A 14,555-nucleotide genomic window follows, 5' to 3' on the forward strand; every position below is an offset into this window, starting at 1 on the left:
CCGGCCACCGACAGTTCGGCTCCTGGTCCGGCCCGCCCGGCGAGGCCGGGCCGCGGCCGAGCAGACCGGGGCCGGAGCGGGGACGCGCCGACTCACAACGCCACGTCACCCGGGCGTCCGGCGCCCGGCGAGCGGCTCCGACACGGCCGGTCACGGCCGTGCTCCGGGTGGGGTCGCCGTGAGGGCGCGCTGCGTAACTGGACGTAATGGCTACAGCCTGGCATGCTGCACCCCATGGAGCGCGGTGAGCTGGTGGTCGTCCACGAGCCACTGCGTCACTTTTATGGGGGCCGGGCTCGGTCCCCGCTGTGCCGCTGATCTCACGCGGCTCTCAGCCCCACGACCGAAGGCCCGGACGCCCCGGGCCTACCGAGCCTGGGCCGAGCCGAGCCCAGACCCGAAAGGTTCTCCCGTGAGCAACACCATGGACGCCGGACTGGACAGCTCTCTGGCCCCGGCCCCGGCCACCCCGGCTGCGCCGACCATCGCCTCTATTGACGAGGGGCGCCGCCTGATCGACGACATCGACGTCCAGCTGCGCGCCCTGGTGGCGGTCCGCCGGGACATCTCCCGGCAGATCCAGACGCTGCGCACCGGCGAGGGCGGCCCGCGCGTCCAGCACGGCCGGGAGAACGAGATCATCGCGGCCTGGGCCGACGACCTGGGCCCGCGCGGCGTCGAGATCGCGCTCGCGGTCCTCACCCTCTGCCGCGGTTCGCTTACCTGAAGCCCGCCTGCCTGGATCTCGACCGGCTAGGCCTCGGCCGGGCCTGGACGGGCCATGCTCGGCCCGTCCAGGCCCGGCCGTCCGCCGACGGGCCCGCGCCCGGCCTCCTCGGCGCCCAGGGCCGGGTGCTCCGCGTCGTCGTCGTCGAGCTGCCGCTCGCGCCAGTCCGGCGGGAGGATGTGGTCGAGGACGTCGTCGACCGTGACGACGCCCACCAACCGGCCGGCGTCGTCGAGCACCGGCGCGGCGACGAGGTTGTAGGACGCCAGGTGGCGGGTGACCTCCGCCAGGTGGGCCTCCGGCCGCAACGGCCGGGTGTCGACGTCGATCACCGCGCCGACGAGCGTGCCGGGCGGCTCCCGCAGCAGGCGCTGGAAGTGGGCCAGGCCGAGGTAACGCCCGGTCGGGGTCTCGTAGGGCGGGCGCGCCACGTACACCTGGGCCGCGAGCGCCGGTGACAGCTCCGGCGCGCGCACCCGGGCGAGCGCCTCGGCGACGGTGGCGCTGGGCGCGAGGATGACCGGCTCGCTGGTCATCATCCCGCCCGCGGTGTCGTCGGCGTAGCGCAGCAGCTGGCGTACCGGGGCGGCCTCCTCCGGCTCCATCAGCCGCAGCAGCCGCTCGGCGTCCTCCGCCGGCAGCTCGCCGAGCAGGTCGGCGGCGTCGTCCGGCCCCATCGCCTCCAGCACGTCGGCGGCCCGGTCGTCGGCCAGCCCGCCCAGCAGCTCCACCTGCTCGTCCTCGGGCAGCTCCTCCAGCACGTCGGCGAGCCGCTCGTCGTCGAGGGCGGCCGCGACCTCCGCGCGCCGCTTGTGGGACAGGTCGTGCAGCAGGGACGCGAGGTCGGCCGGGCGCAGCTTCTCGAAGGCGGCCAGCAGGTTCGCCGCGCCCTGGCCGTCCTCCGGCAGGGAGAACCCGCTGACCTCGTCCCAGCCGACGGTGCGCACCTCGCCGCGCCGCCCGCGGCCCACCCGGACGGCGACCTGGTCGAGGATCCACTCACCGCCGCGGACGGGCGCGATCGCGGCGTCGACGACGGTCACCTCCCGCCCGGTGCCCACCTCGGTCACCCGGCGGTCGAGCAGCTCGCCGAGGACGAGGGTCTCGCCGGGCCGCTGCTGGAACCGGCGCCAGCTCAGCCGGGCCGAGGACAGGATGACCGCGCCCGATTCGACCCCGGTGACCCGGTTGACCGGCACGAAGATCGGCCGGTGCTGCACCTCGACGGCCAGCCCGAGGACCCGCGGCGGGGCGTGCCCGAGACGCAGCGCCACCACCACGTCGCGGACCCGGCCGACCTGGTCGCCGTTCGGGTCGAGCACCAGCAGCGCGGCCAGCCGCCGGCAGTACACCCGGGCAGGGGCCGGCGCCCCCGTGCTGGTCACGGCGCCACGGCTTCCGCCGAGGCCCGCGGCCCCACGGCGGCGCGGCTGCCCGGGCGGTGGCCTACGAGCAGGGCAATGGCGTGCCTTCTCACCACGCAACGCTACCGCGACGCGCCTGGCCGGGGCGCCGGTCCGCCGGCCGACGGACCAATTCTTAATTAATCGCGCGAGGCAGCCAATAGTTGTTTAGCGACGCGGGCGGCGGGCGGCCGCGACGCGATGACCGACATTCGCGATGACACGACATTGGGGAACTCGCGTCGGCACGGTGAGGCAACCCACACCGGAACATGATCGAATACAGCCTTGATCCCGGGCGCCGGCAGGGCCCTGCGGCTACTATCTCGATCATGTCGCTACGTCCCCGCCGCTCCTGTCTCGCGGTTCCCGGCTCGTCGACCAAGATGCTCGGCAAAGCCCAGGGCCTGCCCGCGGACCAGATCTTCTGCGACCTGGAGGACTCCGTCGCCCCGGGCGCCAAGGAGTCGGCCCGCGACAACGTCGTCGCCGCGCTGAACGAGGGCGACTGGACCGGCAAGACCCGGGTGGTCCGGGTCAACGACCTGACGACGAAGTGGACCTACCGCGACGTCATCGCCGTGGTCGAGGGCGCCGGGCAGAACCTCGACTGCATCATGCTGCCGAAGGTCCAGACCGCCGCCCAGGTGCAGTGGCTCGACATGCTGCTCACCCAGATCGAGCAGACCATGGGCTTCGAGGTGGGCCGAATCGGCATCGAGGCGCAGATCGAGAACGCGCTCGGCCTGTCGAACGTCAAGGAGATCGCGTTCGCCAGCCAGCGCATCGAGACCATCATCTTCGGGCCGGCCGACTTCATGGCGTCGATCAACATGCCGTCGCTGGTAGTCGGCGCGCTGAATCCCGACTACCCGGGCGACCCGTTCGGCTATGTCCTGTTCAAGATTCTCGAGGCGGCCCGCGCGCGCGGCGTGCAGGCCATCGACGGCCCGTTCCTGCAGATCCGCGACGTCGACGCGTTCCGCCAGGTGGCGAAGAAGTCGGCCGCGCTCGGGTATGACGGCAAATGGGTGCTGCACCCGGGCCAGATCGACGCGGCGAACGAGATCTACGCGCCCCGCCAGGAGGACTACGACCACGCCGAGCTCATCCTCGACGCGTACGCGTGGCACACCTCCGACGAGGGTGGCCTGCGCGGCGCGGTGATGCTCGGCGACGAGATGATCGACGAGGCCAGCGCCAAGATGGCCCAGGTCATCGCCGGCAAGGGCCGGGCCGCGGGCATGCAGCGCACCAAGAAGTTCGAGCCGCCGACCGCCTGAGAACCCGACAGGAAACCAGGCCAGAGGAGGAAGGACCGGAAATGGGCAGGATCGCGCAGACCGACGGTCTGACCGATGTCCAGGCCGACATCTTGTCGGCGGTGCGCACCTTCGTGGACAAGGAGATTCTGCCGCACGCCACCGAACTCGAGCACAAGGACGAGTACCCGGAGGCCATCGTCGAGCAGATGAAGGAGATGGGCCTTTTCGGGATCACGATCCCGGAGGAGTACGGCGGGCTCGGCGAGTCGCTGCTCACCTACGCGCTGGTGGTCGAGGAGATCGCCCGCGGCTGGATGAGCGTGTCCGGCGTCATCAACACCCATTTCATCCTCGCCTATCTGCTGATCCAGCACGGCAGCGAGGAGCAGAAGCAGCGGCTGCTGCCGAAGATGGCGACCGGCGAGATCCGCGGCGCCTTCTCGATGAGCGAGCCGGGCTGTGGCTCGGACGTGTCGGCTATCACCACCCGGGCCGACCGGGACGGTGACGAGTACGTCATCAACGGCCAGAAGATGTGGCTGACCAACGGCGCGCGGGCGGGCATCGTGGCCACCCTGGTCAAGACCGACGAGGGCGCCGGATCGGTCTACAAGAACATGACGACGTTCCTGCTGGAGAAGGAGCCGGGATTCGGCACCACCGGCGGGATCACCATTCCCGGCAAGCTCGAGAAGATGGGCTACAAGGGCGTCGAGACCACCGAGATGGTGCTCGACAACCACCGCGTGCCGGCGAGCGCGATCCTCGGGGGGCCCGAGCGCGCGGGCAAGGGCTTCTACCAGATGATGGACGGCGTCGAGGTCGGCCGGGTAAACGTCGCCGCCCGGGCCTGCGGAATCATGATCCGCGCCTTCGAGCTGGCGATCGCCTACGCCCAGCAGCGCAAGACGTTCGGCCACCAGATCGCCGACCACCAGGCGATCGCGTTCAAGCTGGCCGAGATGGCGACCAAGGTCGAGGCCGGCCACCTCATGATGGTCAACGCGGCCCGCAAGAAGGACCGCGGCGAGCGCAACGACGTCGAGGCCGGGATGGCGAAGTACCTGGCCAGCGAGTACTGCTCCGAGGTCACCACCGACGCCTTCCGCATCCACGGCGGCTACGGGTACTCGAAGGAGTACGAGATCGAGCGGCTGTTCCGCGAGGCGCCGTTCATGCTGATCGGCGAGGGCACGTCCGAGGTCCAGAAGCGCATCATCAGCCGCGCCCTGCTGAAGGACTACAAGCTCCAGGGGTAGGTCCGGCGGGCCGGGTCGACCATGGCGCGGACGGTCTTGCCGTCGTGGAACTCGCCGATCGCGGTCATCGTCCAGACCGGCGCGTTCGGCACCCGCTGCACCTTGCACATCACCAGGCCGGTCGACGGCTTGGACTCCGACAGGTCGAACCGGACGAGTTCCTGGTTGGTCAGGTCGTCAATCAGCCGGCAGTAGGCCCGGCGCACCTCGGTGAACCGCTGGCCCTGGAAGCTGTTCACGGTGAACACCAGCGTCGTGACGGCCGGCGGCAGCGCGCCGAGGTCCACGAAGATGGTCTCGTCGTCGCCCTCCCCCTGCCCGGTGAGGTTGTCCCCGGAGTGGCGCACGGCACCCTTGGCGCCCTTCTTCGACATGAACCAGACCTTGTCCACGTCCTTGCCCTGGGCGTCGTACAGGATGCACGACGCGTCGAGGTCGATGGACCGGCCGTGCGCCGCCGGGTCCCAGCCGAGCGCCATCCGCACCCTGGTCAGCGGCGGAGCGCCGGTCTTGACCAGTGAGACGGCCTCGCCCTTGCGAAGCGACACCCGGCCCTTGTCCAGGTTCACCGCGCCGGGCGCGCCCGCGGGGGCCGGCGTGCCGCCCGGGGGCGGACCCCACTGCTGACCGCCGGGAGGCGGCGGGCCCCACTGCTGACCGGGGGGTGGGCCCTGCGGGGGACCCCACTGCTGGCCACCGGGAGGGGCGCCCTGCGGCGGGCCCCACTGCTGGCCGGGAGGCGGGCCCTGCGCGGGACCCCACTGGGGCTGGCCGTACCCGGGCGGCTGCTGCCCGTACCCCGGCTGCCCCGGCGGGGGACCCCACTGCTGGCCACCGGGAGGGGCGCCCGGGGGCGGGCCCCACTGCTGGCCAGGGGGCGGGGCCGCGGGCTGGGGGGCCGGCGGCGCGTCCGGCCGGACCACCTGGGTGGGAGCGTCGAACATGTCGTTGCGAGCTGGCGGCCCGGCGGGCGCGGGTGGGGCCGCGGCCCGCTGGGCGGGCCGCGCCGGCGCGGAAGCCGCGGCCGCGCCCGGGTCGTCCACCGCGATGCCGAAGTCGGTGGCGATGCCGGCGAGGCCCGAGGCGTAGCCCTGGCCGACGGCCCGCACCTTCCACGCCCCCGCGCGCCGGTACAGCTCGACCATGATGAGCGCGGTCTCGTTCCCCAGGCCCGACGGGGTGAAGCGGGCGATCTCTCCGCCCCGGCCGTCCCGCACGATCACCGTCAGCCCGGCCACGGCCGCGAACGTCGGCGGACCGGAACCGTCCAGGCTGCCGGTCACGACCACCTTGTCGATTTCAGCCGGAACGGCGGTCAGCGCGAACTCCAGACCCGAGGGCGGCACCAGCCGCACCCCCGGCCCGGTCGGCTGGTTGAAGAACACGAAGTCAGCGTCGGACCGGACCTTGCCCGACTGCGTCAGCAGCAACGCGGCGATGTCCAGGGGCGTCGACGAGGAAACCTCCACCCGCACGTCCGGCGTCGGCAGAGGCGCATTCGCCCCCTTGCTCAACACCACAGCCATGGTTCCTCCCGTGCTCGCCTTACATCTTTCGAGCCAACGCGGCCATTGGTCCCGATCGTTCCAGATGACGCCCGCGTCAGGACAGCCCAACCCCGGGACGCACCCCGCGGCGACCAGCCCGTGCTCGGGCCGGCGGCCCAAATCCCGTCGATGCGCGACAACGCGACCCTACGACCAGGCGACGCCGCCGGGTGAACACGTCGCTGTCCGGCCCCGCGGCCGTCATCCCGGGTACCTCGATCGGCCGTCGCCTCAAGTGCCGCGGTCATGGTCCGGCCCGCGCCGATCGTCCGCCGTCTGCCTACGATCCTGCGCGTGGACAGGCGTGTGGCGGTGGAACGGCATCTGGTGGAGACGTTCGGGCCGATCAGCGGCCGAGCCGGCGTCACCTTCCTGGGCGCCGAGCCGGTCGACGTGCTGCGCTTCGGGCCCCACCCGGACGGTTTCTACCGCTACGCGACGATCGGCATGTCGGCTGAGCCGATGAGCGACCCGACCGCGCCGGTACGCGACCCCGCCGGGCCGCGAGCCGAGCTCGTGCTCTCGCTGCGCGCGCCGCGCGACAGCGTGGCGCGCCGGCTGGCCGTGCTGGCCGCGATCCCGGCGATCGAGGGCATCCAGGTGGTCGCCGGCGCCGGCCTGGACCTGGGCGAGCCGCTGTGGGACGGCGCCCGGTTCCACTCGGTGCTGGTCGGCGAGCCGGGCGGCCTCGTGCCCGATCTCCCCGATCTCCCCGATCTCGCCGATCTCCCCGATCTCGCCGATCTCCCCGATCTCGCCGATCTCACGGCCGCCGGCCGCGACGGCCAGAACGGCCAGACGACGGGGACGGGGACGGCACCGGACTCCCCCGTCCGCTTCCTGCCGCTGTTCCCGATGACGCCGAACGAGTCGGCCTTCAAGCGGGTACACGGCGCGGCGGCCCTGCGCGAACGCTGGCTGGCGGACGGGCTCGACCTGCGCGACCCCGTCCGCCGCGAGGCGCGGCTGGGCTGAGCACGGCCGTGCCGCCGCCGCGGCCGTGCCGGCACCGCCACCGTGCCGGCACCGCCGCCGTGGCGAGGGCCGGACCGCCGGCGCCACCCGAAGTGATGTTGCTCGCCACCGTTGGAACGCTCCGCGCTGAGACGCCTACGCTCCTCGCAACCAGCCATCGGCGGCCCACCGGGCCGCCGCATCCCCGCCCGCCGCGCCGCGACCGGGGCGAAGCCCCCGCCATGGCAGGCCCACCAGCCGCCGCAGCCTAGGGAGCGCCTCTCGCGAGCGCCAGCCCACAGCCTCGATCATCAGGCGGAACCCCACCCGGCAGAACCTCGGCCGGCAGGCAGACCTCGGACCAGGCCTGCCTGCCAGACCAGGCCCGACCACAAACGCCCGAAACACGACCAAAAGCAAACGCAAGTGAACAAACACGACGCAACGGGAGGAACCATGCAGTTCGGGCGCTACTACGAGGAGTTCGAGGTCGGTGCCGTCTACAAGCACTGGCCAGGAAAGACGATCACCGAGTACGACGACCACCTGTTCTGCCTGCTCACCATGAACCACCACCCGTTGCACATCGACGCGCACTACGCCGAGGAGACGACGCAGTTCAAGCGCAACGTCGTGGTCGGCAACTACGTCTACTCGCTGCTGCTGGGCATGTCGGTCGCGGACGTCTCCGGCAAGGCGATCGCGAACCTCGAGGTCGAGTCGCTGCGGCACGTCAAGCCGGTGTTCCACGGGGACACGATCTACGGAGACTCGACCGTCCTGGACAAGGTCGAGTCGAAGAGCAAGGACGACCGGGGCATCGTCACCGTGGAGACCCGGGGCTACAACCAGGACGGCGTGGTGGTCTGCATCTACCGCCGCAAGGTGATGGTTCCCAAGCGCTCCTACGGCGCGGCCCGCGGCGGGGAGCAGCCCGGTCGCCCGGTTCCGGTCGAGTCCTGACGCTTCGACCGAACTTCTCCTTCGCCAACTCCTCCGTTCGGCGTCCGAGTTCGATATCCGAGCCTGGCGCGGACCGCTCCCGTTGTCCCGGGTTTGTCGGCGCACGGCTGGGCACACCGGGTGCACGGTCAATGCGGCCCCGGGACGTCGAGTGAGTTCAGGAGGAGCCAGGTGACGAGCGCATCCGCCTGTCCCCGCTGCCTCGGCCGGCTACGGCCGCCCGACCTGTGGAGCGATCAGTGGCGGTGCGACGAGCACGGCGACGTCTCCCCCTGGCACGAGGCGACGGTCGCGCCGGAGGAGGCGTTGCGGGCCTTGGCGGGCACGGCGACGGTGCCCGTCTGGGTGCCGTCCCCGATGCCGGTGCACTGGTACGTCGGCGGTGTCGGCTGGGCCGGTGACGACCGCGCGGGCGCGCGGTCGTCGGCGCTGGCGACCGCCGGCCCGTCGCCGGTCGGCGGACCCGCCGACATGCTGCTGGTCGCCGAGGCGCCGGGAACCGGCCTCGGCTCCCGGCTCGCCGGCCTCCCGGGGCCGGACCCGGAGCAACTGGACGCGCTGCCCGAGGCGAAGGTCGAGGCCGCCGGCCACCCGACCGCGCTGTGGCCGGTGGCGTCGCCGCCCGACCGGGCCGCGTTCGTCGGCGAGGCCGGCGGCGTGTGGCTCTGGCTGCTGCTCTGGCCGGCCGACGCCGCGCTGCTGCTGCTGGAGCATCTCGTGCTGGAGGACCTGCGCGACCGGCCGACGCTCGCCGGCGGGCTGCTGTTCGGCGCCCCCACCGACCGACTGCGAACCCCGGCGGCGGCGCGCCCGGAAGCCGGGCCCTCCTGACGGCCGGCTCCGGGCCTGGCTCCCGGCCTCGTCCACTGCCCGGACCGCTGCCCGCGCGGATGGGCCACGGCTTCGTCGATCATGCTCGGCGGGCGCAGCGGGACTCCCGCCCGCGCTAGGCTCTGGCACACTCAGCGGGCCGACAGCCCCGCTGCTGGAGGGAATCCGAGCGAAGGGCGACGGCCATGACCGAAACCGCTGGGCCCGTCTCAGCCAGCTCGGCGGTCCCGGCGCCCCAGGCCGCGGCGACGCGAGTCCAGGGGCTCCCGCCGGGAGCCGGCGATGGTGGGACCCTTGCGCGGGACTGGCGTCCGCCGCCGGCCGCGGCCGTGGACACGGGCCGGCTGCACGTGATCGTCAACCCGAGCGCGGGAGGCGGGCGCGCGGGTCGGATGCTCCCGGGCGTCGAGGCCGCGCTGCGCGCATGGGCGTCCGAGGTCGAGGTGACGCCGACCCGCGACATCGCGCACGCGGACGAGCTGGCCGCCGAGGCCGCCGCGGGCGGCCGGGTGGCCGTCGCGCTCGGCGGGGACGGGCTCGTCGGCCGGGTCGCCGGCGCCACCGCGGCGGCCGGTGGCCTGCTCGCCGTGCTGCCCGGCGGGCGCGGCAACGACTTCGCCCGCGGGCTGGGGATCGGGCGCGACCCGGTGGCCGCCGCGGCCGCGCTGGCGGGCGCCGTCGAACGACGGGTCGACCTGCCGGAGGCGAACGGCCGGGCGTTCATCGGCATCGCGAGCCTGGGCTTCGACTCGGACGTCCAGGTCATCGCCAACAAGACCCGGTTCCTGCGCGGCCAGAGCGTCTACACGTACTCGACGATGCGGGCGCTGCTGCCGTGGCGGCCGGCCCGTTTCACCGTCCGTCTCGACGGTGGCGAGCCACAGGAGGTCGTCGGCTGGTCGGTAGGCGCGGCGAACGCGCCGTTCTACGGCGGCGGGATGCGCTACGCCCCGGACGCCGACATCGCCGACGGGCAACTGGAGGTGGTCTTCCTCCACAAGATGAGCCGGCTGACCCTGCTGCTCCTCTTCCACAAGGTCTTCAAGGGCACCCACGTCGACACGAAGCACGTGACCGTGCTGCGCGCACGCCACCTGACGGTCGACGCCGACCGGCCCTTCCAGGTCTACGCCGACGGCGACCCGGTCGCGGACCTGCCGACCGAGATCGTCCTGCGCCCGGGCGCGCTGCGCCTGCTCGCTCCACCCGCCGGCTGACCGGAACGGCCGGCGCCACTCCCCCGCCGTTTCTCGACCATCGTCGCCACGGCGTGCGCCGCGCCGAGTGGCCGGACCTCTTCCAAGAAGCGGGGCAGGCCGAGCTGGAGAAGGTTCTTGTCGAGACCGGTCCTGGCAGCGAGGAGGGCATCGAGCGCGCCAAGGCCAACGACCAGGGCCTCGGCTGGCCATCCGTCCCGCGGGTGGCGGGCCCGAAGAGTCCGCCAGAACGCGAGCCAGGGCTCGCGATTCAGCGGACTCTTCGCCGGCCCTGGTCGCGGCACAAGTCCGAGACCGGGCGGACCTGGCTGATCGGCGCTACGCCGCCCTCGCGCGCGGGGCGTCGCCGGTGGCGCGGTCGGCGATCTCGGCGAGGACCGCCGGGGCGGTGCCGTTCGCGCCGATGCCGCGGCCGGGGCCGTTCCTGGTGCCGTGGAAGTCGCTCGAGCCGGTCACGAGCAGGCCGAGGTCGGCGGCCAGCGCGCGCAGCCGGGCGCGGGCGGCCGGCGGGTGGTCGGGGTGGTCCGCCTCGACGCCGGCGAGGCCGAGCCGAGCCATCTCCTCGATCACCTCGGGCTCGACGATCGGGCCCCTGGCGGCGGCGAACGGGTGGGCGAAGACGCTCACCCCGCCGGCCTGGTGGATCAGCCGCAGCGCCTCGGCGACGTCCGGCTGCTCCTTGCCTGCCCAGTACCGGCTGGCACGGCCGCCGATCCAGTCCGGGGTGAACGCCTCGTCGAAGTCGGCGACCAGCCCGGCCTCCAGCAGGGCGGCGGCGATGTGCGGCCGGCCGACCGTCCCGCCGGCCAGTTCCTCGACCCGTTCCCAGGTGACCGGATGACCGTCGGCGGCGATCAGGTCGACCATCCGCCGGGCTCGCCGCTCACGGTCGCCGCGCAGCCGGGCACGGACGGCGGCGAATCCGGGCTCGGCCGGGTCGAACAGGTAGCCGAGCACGTGCAGGCTGATCACGCGGTCCTCGGCGACGCGTACCTCGCAGGAGATCTCGGCGCCTGGTACCAGGGTCATGCCCGGGCGCAACGCGGCCTCGGCCGCCGCCATCCCGCCCGTGGTGTCGTGGTCGGTGAGCGCGATCGTCGACAGCCCGGCCTCGGCAGCCGCCGCGACCAGCGCGGCGGGCGCCAGCAGCCCGTCGGACGCCGTCGAATGGGTGTGCAGGTCGATCCCGGGCAGCGCGGCCTCCCCGTTCCAGGCGGGCGGCCCGGTGCCGCGACGCTTCATCCCTGATCAGCGCGCCCGCCCGGCGCGCTGTTCCCGGGCCGGCGGGGCCGAGGGCCGGGCGGCCCCGCCGGCCCCCCCCCCGGCTGCCCCGGCCGGGGGCCCCCCGCCCCCCCCCCGGGGGCCGGGGCGGGGCTGCCCACGGCCGCCCGGCCGGGCCGGCCCGAGGTCAGTGCGCGTGCTTGGGCGCGCTGAACCCCTTGGCCGGGCTGAGGTTGAGCGAGCGCCCGGCGAGGCCACGGGAGCGATGGCCGAGCCGGTCGGCGACGGTGCGCAGCTGCTTGCTGGCCTCGCAGTCCGGGTCGATGACGACGAGGGGCATGCCCGCGTCGCCGCCCTCGCGCAGCCGGACGTCGATCGGGATCTGCGCCAGCAGCGGGACGTCGTGGCCGAGCACCTTGGTGAGCCGCTCGGCGACGGCGCCGCCGCCGCCCGAGCCGAACAGGTCGATCCGTTCGTCGCAGTGCGGGCAGGGCAGGTAGGCCATGTTCTCGACGACGCCGACCACGTTCTGCCGGGTCTGCGCGGCGATCGTGCCGGCGCGCTCCGCGACCTCGGTGGCGGCCACCTGCGGGGTGGTGACGAGGAGGAGCTCGGACGAGGGCACCAGCTGGGCCAGCGAGATCGCGATGTCCCCGGTGCCCGGCGGCAGGTCGAGCAGCAGGACGTCGAGGTCGCCCCAGAAGACGTCGGACAGGAACTGCTCCAGCGCCCGGTGCAGCATCGGCCCGCGCCAGGTGACCGGCTGGTTCCCCTTCGTGAACATGCCGGTGGAGATCACCCGGACGCCGTGCGCCTGCGGCGGCATGATCATCTTTTCGACCTGCGTCGGCGGGCGGTCGATCCCGAACATCCGCGGCACCGAGTGCCCGTAGATGTCCGCGTCGAGGACGCCCACCTTCAGGCCGGAACGGGCCATCGCGGCGGCGAGGTTGACGGTGACCGACGACTTGCCGACGCCACCCTTGCCGCTCGCCACCCCGTAGACCCGGGTGAGCGAGCCCGGCTGGGCGAAGGGGATCACCCGCGGCGCGGCGCCGCCGCGCAGCTTCTCGTGCAGCGCCGCCCGCTGCTCGGCCGTCATCACGGACAGTGTGACGCGCACGGCGGTCACGCCGTCCACGGTCCGGACCGCCCGGTCGACCCGCGCGGTGATCTCGTCCCGCATCGGGCAGCCGGAAACGGTGAGCAGGACCACCACGTCGACCGAGCCGTCGCCACGGACCTGGATGGCTTCGACCATGTCGAGCTCGGTGATCGGGCGCCCGATCTCGGGGTCGAGGACGGTCGCGAGGGCCGCCTGGATCGCGTCGGAGGAAGGGCTGGAAGCTGACAACGGAACCTCAGCCGTCTGGCTACCACCGCCGAGCGGCGGCACCGCGGATTGTCGATCGAACGGGACAACTGTCAGTGTCGGGCGAAGCCCGGCATCGGGAAAGCGGTAGCTGCCATCCCTGTGGCGGCCGGTGCGCCGAACGTCACCCGCCGCGCGGGCCACGAAAGTCGGCATCGCTGCCCCCGACCGTGCCGTGACCGCCTCGCCGACAGGACGTGACCGCGCGCCCTGGCGCGGCGGATGGCGCCGCGAGCGGGCCCGTCGAGCCCCGCCAGCCGGACTGGCGAACACGTACGGACTTCCACCATAGCCCGCGCCGGGCTCACCGACGCCGGTCGCCGACGGGCCCGGCGCGCACCCGCGCGCCGTGGGCCCGCATCCCTGCGCGCCATCGACGTACTCTGATCGAATGAGCCCGCGCGCGGTTCCCTCCCGGGAGGTCGATCTCCCGACCGCCAGGGGACGGGGCCCGCTGCTCTCCGACCGACGGTCGGCTTCCGCGCGACCCGCACTGTCCGCCCTGAGGGACGGGCTTCTCGGAGATCCGCTGGCGCCGGTCCCCGAGGGTCCCCACTTCCCCGACGTCGAGCCTCGCTCGGCCAGGAGGTCTGAACCAGCCAGCCATGTCTACCAATCCTGCGCCTAGGGCACCGCGCGCCAGGCAGGAGACGAACGCCATGCAGGAGACGAAGGCCACGCAGGAGCCGGCCGTGCGGGCGACGAAGGAGGACGACGCCGGGCCCGGCGCCGTGGCCGAGCGGGTCGACGCCCGCGGGATGCGAGCGTGGCGGGGCCTGCTGCGGGCGCATGCGCAGGTCACCCGGGTGCTGGAGGCGGAGCTCGAGGAGGCGCACAAGCTGCCGCTGGCGTCCTACGACGTGCTGGTCCAGCTGGCCGAGGCGCCGAACGGCGCGCTGCGGATGAGCGAGCTGGCGGACGCGGTGCTGCTGTCCCGCAGCGGGCTGACCAGGCTCGTCGACCGGCTGGTCCGCGAGGGCCTCGTCGAGCGCCAGTCCTGCCCGTCCGACCTGCGAGGCACGCTCGCGGTGCTCACCCCGGCGGGGCTCGCGCGGCTGCGCGCGGCCTCAGGGACGCATCTGCGCGGCGTCGCCCGCCACGTGCTGTCGCGTTACTCCCCCACCGAGCTGGAGCTGCTCGGCGACCTGCTCGGCCGCCTCGCCACCCCGGCCGAGGCGACCGGCGCCTGCGGCCAGGAGGACCGGGCCATAGGCGGCGGCCCGGCGGCCTGAGCTGCCCGGCCGGCCGGGCAGACGCCCTCGGGCCCGGGCGCCCCTGGCCGGGGAAGCCCGCTCAGGTCGCGTCGGTGTCCCACGGCGTGGCCGCGGCCGCCTCCTGCTGGGGGTGGAGCTGGGTGGTCGCCTTGCCGCTGGTGGTCTTGGTCATGGAGGTGGCGCCGCCGGGGGCGCGGTCCTTGGTCAGCGAAGGGCCCGCCGGAGAGTCCTCGCCGAAGAGATCGATTTTGCCGTTCTTGTCCCGATAGGTCGGGAAGATCGGGTCGTCGTCGTCCTCCAGCAGGTGCTTGCGGACGAACGTCTTCGGGTGCAGATCTCGAATGTCCAGATCGGCTATCTCCGGCCCAAGTTCGGTCCGTAGGTCGTCACGCACGCCGTTCGCCATCTGTCGCAGCTGCCGCAGCATCCTGCCGGCGTCGCGGGCGACCCGGGGAAGCTTGTCCGGGCCGAACACGAATAGTCCGATCATCAGCAGGACAGCGATTTCACCCCATCCGAGCCCGTTGAACACGGCCTGAGCGTACCTCCCCCGCCGCGTTCCGGAGGAGCATCGCGATGACA

The 14,555-nt window shown here is 73.3% G+C and carries 13 protein-coding genes; 8 read left to right on the forward strand and 5 right to left on the reverse strand.

Annotated features, from left to right (window positions below; translation table 11 throughout):
- The first annotated feature begins 424 nt into the window (after positions 1-424).
- Positions 425-727: a chorismate mutase gene (locus I6A81_RS34945; RefSeq protein ID WP_203006479.1), complete on the forward strand. Its 303-nt coding sequence runs from the start codon at positions 425-427 to the stop codon at positions 725-727.
- 26 nt (positions 728-753) lie between these two features.
- Here I6A81_RS34945 and I6A81_RS34950 read toward each other — a convergent pair whose 3' ends face one another.
- Positions 754-2,112 (reverse strand): magnesium transporter MgtE N-terminal domain-containing protein, encoded by a 1,359-nt coding sequence (locus I6A81_RS34950; RefSeq protein WP_307875125.1) that lies wholly within the window; start codon positions 2,110-2,112, stop codon positions 754-756.
- A 350-nt stretch (positions 2,113-2,462) separates the two neighbouring features.
- On the opposite strand from I6A81_RS34950, the gene I6A81_RS34955 reads away from it, so the two are divergent.
- Together I6A81_RS34955 and I6A81_RS34960 are read left to right on the forward strand one after the other, a co-directional pair.
- On the forward strand, positions 2,463-3,413 hold the full coding sequence (locus tag I6A81_RS34955) for an HpcH/HpaI aldolase/citrate lyase family protein (protein ID WP_203006477.1): 951 nt from the start codon (positions 2,463-2,465) through the stop codon (positions 3,411-3,413).
- Between the two features lie 41 nt (positions 3,414-3,454).
- Entirely contained in the window at positions 3,455-4,654 is a 1,200-nt protein-coding gene (locus tag I6A81_RS34960) for an acyl-CoA dehydrogenase family protein (RefSeq protein WP_203006476.1), read from the forward strand.
- Here the strand turns inward: I6A81_RS34960 and I6A81_RS34965 are convergent.
- Complete coding sequence (locus I6A81_RS34965; protein ID WP_203006475.1) at positions 4,636-6,180, reverse strand: TerD family protein; 1,545 nt, start codon at positions 6,178-6,180, stop codon at positions 4,636-4,638. The two genes, I6A81_RS34960 and I6A81_RS34965, sit on opposite strands and share 19 nt — an antisense overlap.
- 315 nt (positions 6,181-6,495) lie before the next feature.
- Here I6A81_RS34965 and I6A81_RS34970 point away from each other — a divergent pair, with 315 nt between their 5' ends.
- The 4 genes from I6A81_RS34970 to I6A81_RS34985 all read left to right on the forward strand — a co-directional run bounded on the left by I6A81_RS34970 (position 6,496) and on the right by I6A81_RS34985 (position 10,166).
- Entirely contained in the window at positions 6,496-7,176 is a 681-nt protein-coding gene (locus tag I6A81_RS34970; protein WP_307875126.1) for a suppressor of fused domain protein, read from the forward strand.
- Positions 7,177-7,611: 435 nt separating this feature from the next.
- A complete protein-coding gene (locus tag I6A81_RS34975; RefSeq protein WP_203006473.1) occupies positions 7,612-8,118 on the forward strand; it encodes a MaoC family dehydratase in 507 nt (168 codons plus the stop codon).
- Positions 8,119-8,289: 171 nt separating this feature from the next.
- Entirely contained in the window at positions 8,290-8,949 is a 660-nt protein-coding gene (locus I6A81_RS34980; protein ID WP_203006472.1) for a DUF6758 family protein, read from the forward strand.
- Between the two features lie 185 nt (positions 8,950-9,134).
- A complete protein-coding gene (locus tag I6A81_RS34985; RefSeq protein ID WP_203006471.1) occupies positions 9,135-10,166 on the forward strand; it encodes a diacylglycerol/lipid kinase family protein in 1,032 nt (343 codons plus the stop codon).
- A 318-nt stretch (positions 10,167-10,484) separates the two neighbouring features.
- Here the strand turns inward: I6A81_RS34985 and I6A81_RS34990 are convergent, their stop codons facing one another.
- Positions 10,485-11,408 (reverse strand): PHP domain-containing protein, encoded by a 924-nt coding sequence (locus tag I6A81_RS34990; protein ID WP_203006470.1) that lies wholly within the window; start codon positions 11,406-11,408, stop codon positions 10,485-10,487.
- Positions 11,409-11,574: 166 nt separating this feature from the next.
- Positions 11,575-12,741, reverse strand: a complete 1,167-nt coding sequence (locus I6A81_RS34995) for an Mrp/NBP35 family ATP-binding protein (RefSeq protein WP_203006469.1) — start codon at positions 12,739-12,741, stop codon at positions 11,575-11,577.
- A gap of 776 nt (positions 12,742-13,517) precedes the next feature.
- On the opposite strand from I6A81_RS34995, the gene I6A81_RS35000 reads away from it, so the two are divergent.
- Positions 13,518-13,991 carry a MarR family winged helix-turn-helix transcriptional regulator gene (locus tag I6A81_RS35000; RefSeq protein ID WP_238430593.1) on the forward strand — a complete coding sequence of 158 codons (474 nt, stop codon included), beginning with the start codon at positions 13,518-13,520 and terminating at the stop codon, positions 13,989-13,991.
- A 61-nt stretch (positions 13,992-14,052) separates the two neighbouring features.
- Here the strand turns inward: I6A81_RS35000 and tatB are convergent, their stop codons facing one another.
- Positions 14,053-14,505 carry a Sec-independent protein translocase protein TatB gene (gene tatB / locus I6A81_RS35005; protein ID WP_203006468.1) on the reverse strand — a complete coding sequence of 151 codons (453 nt, stop codon included), beginning with the start codon at positions 14,503-14,505 and terminating at the stop codon, positions 14,053-14,055.
- Positions 14,506-14,555: the final 50 nt, after the last annotated feature.

Source organism: Frankia nepalensis (genome assembly GCF_016786325.1).
In the GTDB taxonomy this organism is placed as follows: Bacteria; Actinomycetota; Actinomycetes; order Frankiales; family Frankiaceae; genus Pseudofrankia; species Pseudofrankia nepalensis.

What these genes read in the sequence shown, in the direction of transcription:
- I6A81_RS34945 (WP_203006479.1), top strand. Translation starts at nt 425, where the DNA reads ATGGACGCCGGACTGGACAGCTCTCTGGCCCCGGCCCCGGCCACCCCG.
- I6A81_RS34955 (WP_203006477.1), top strand. Translation starts at nt 2,463, where the DNA reads ATGTCGCTACGTCCCCGCCGCTCCTGTCTCGCGGTTCCCGGCTCGTCG.
- I6A81_RS34960 (WP_203006476.1), top strand. Translation starts at nt 3,455, where the DNA reads ATGGGCAGGATCGCGCAGACCGACGGTCTGACCGATGTCCAGGCCGAC.
- I6A81_RS34965 (WP_203006475.1), bottom strand. Translation starts at nt 6,180, where the DNA reads ATGGCTGTGGTGTTGAGCAAGGGGGCGAATGCGCCTCTGCCGACGCCG.
- I6A81_RS34975 (WP_203006473.1), top strand. Translation starts at nt 7,612, where the DNA reads ATGCAGTTCGGGCGCTACTACGAGGAGTTCGAGGTCGGTGCCGTCTAC.
- I6A81_RS34985 (WP_203006471.1), top strand. Translation starts at nt 9,135, where the DNA reads ATGACCGAAACCGCTGGGCCCGTCTCAGCCAGCTCGGCGGTCCCGGCG.
- I6A81_RS34990 (WP_203006470.1), bottom strand. Translation starts at nt 11,408, where the DNA reads ATGAAGCGTCGCGGCACCGGGCCGCCCGCCTGGAACGGGGAGGCCGCG.
- I6A81_RS35000 (WP_238430593.1), top strand. Translation starts at nt 13,518, where the DNA reads ATGCGAGCGTGGCGGGGCCTGCTGCGGGCGCATGCGCAGGTCACCCGG.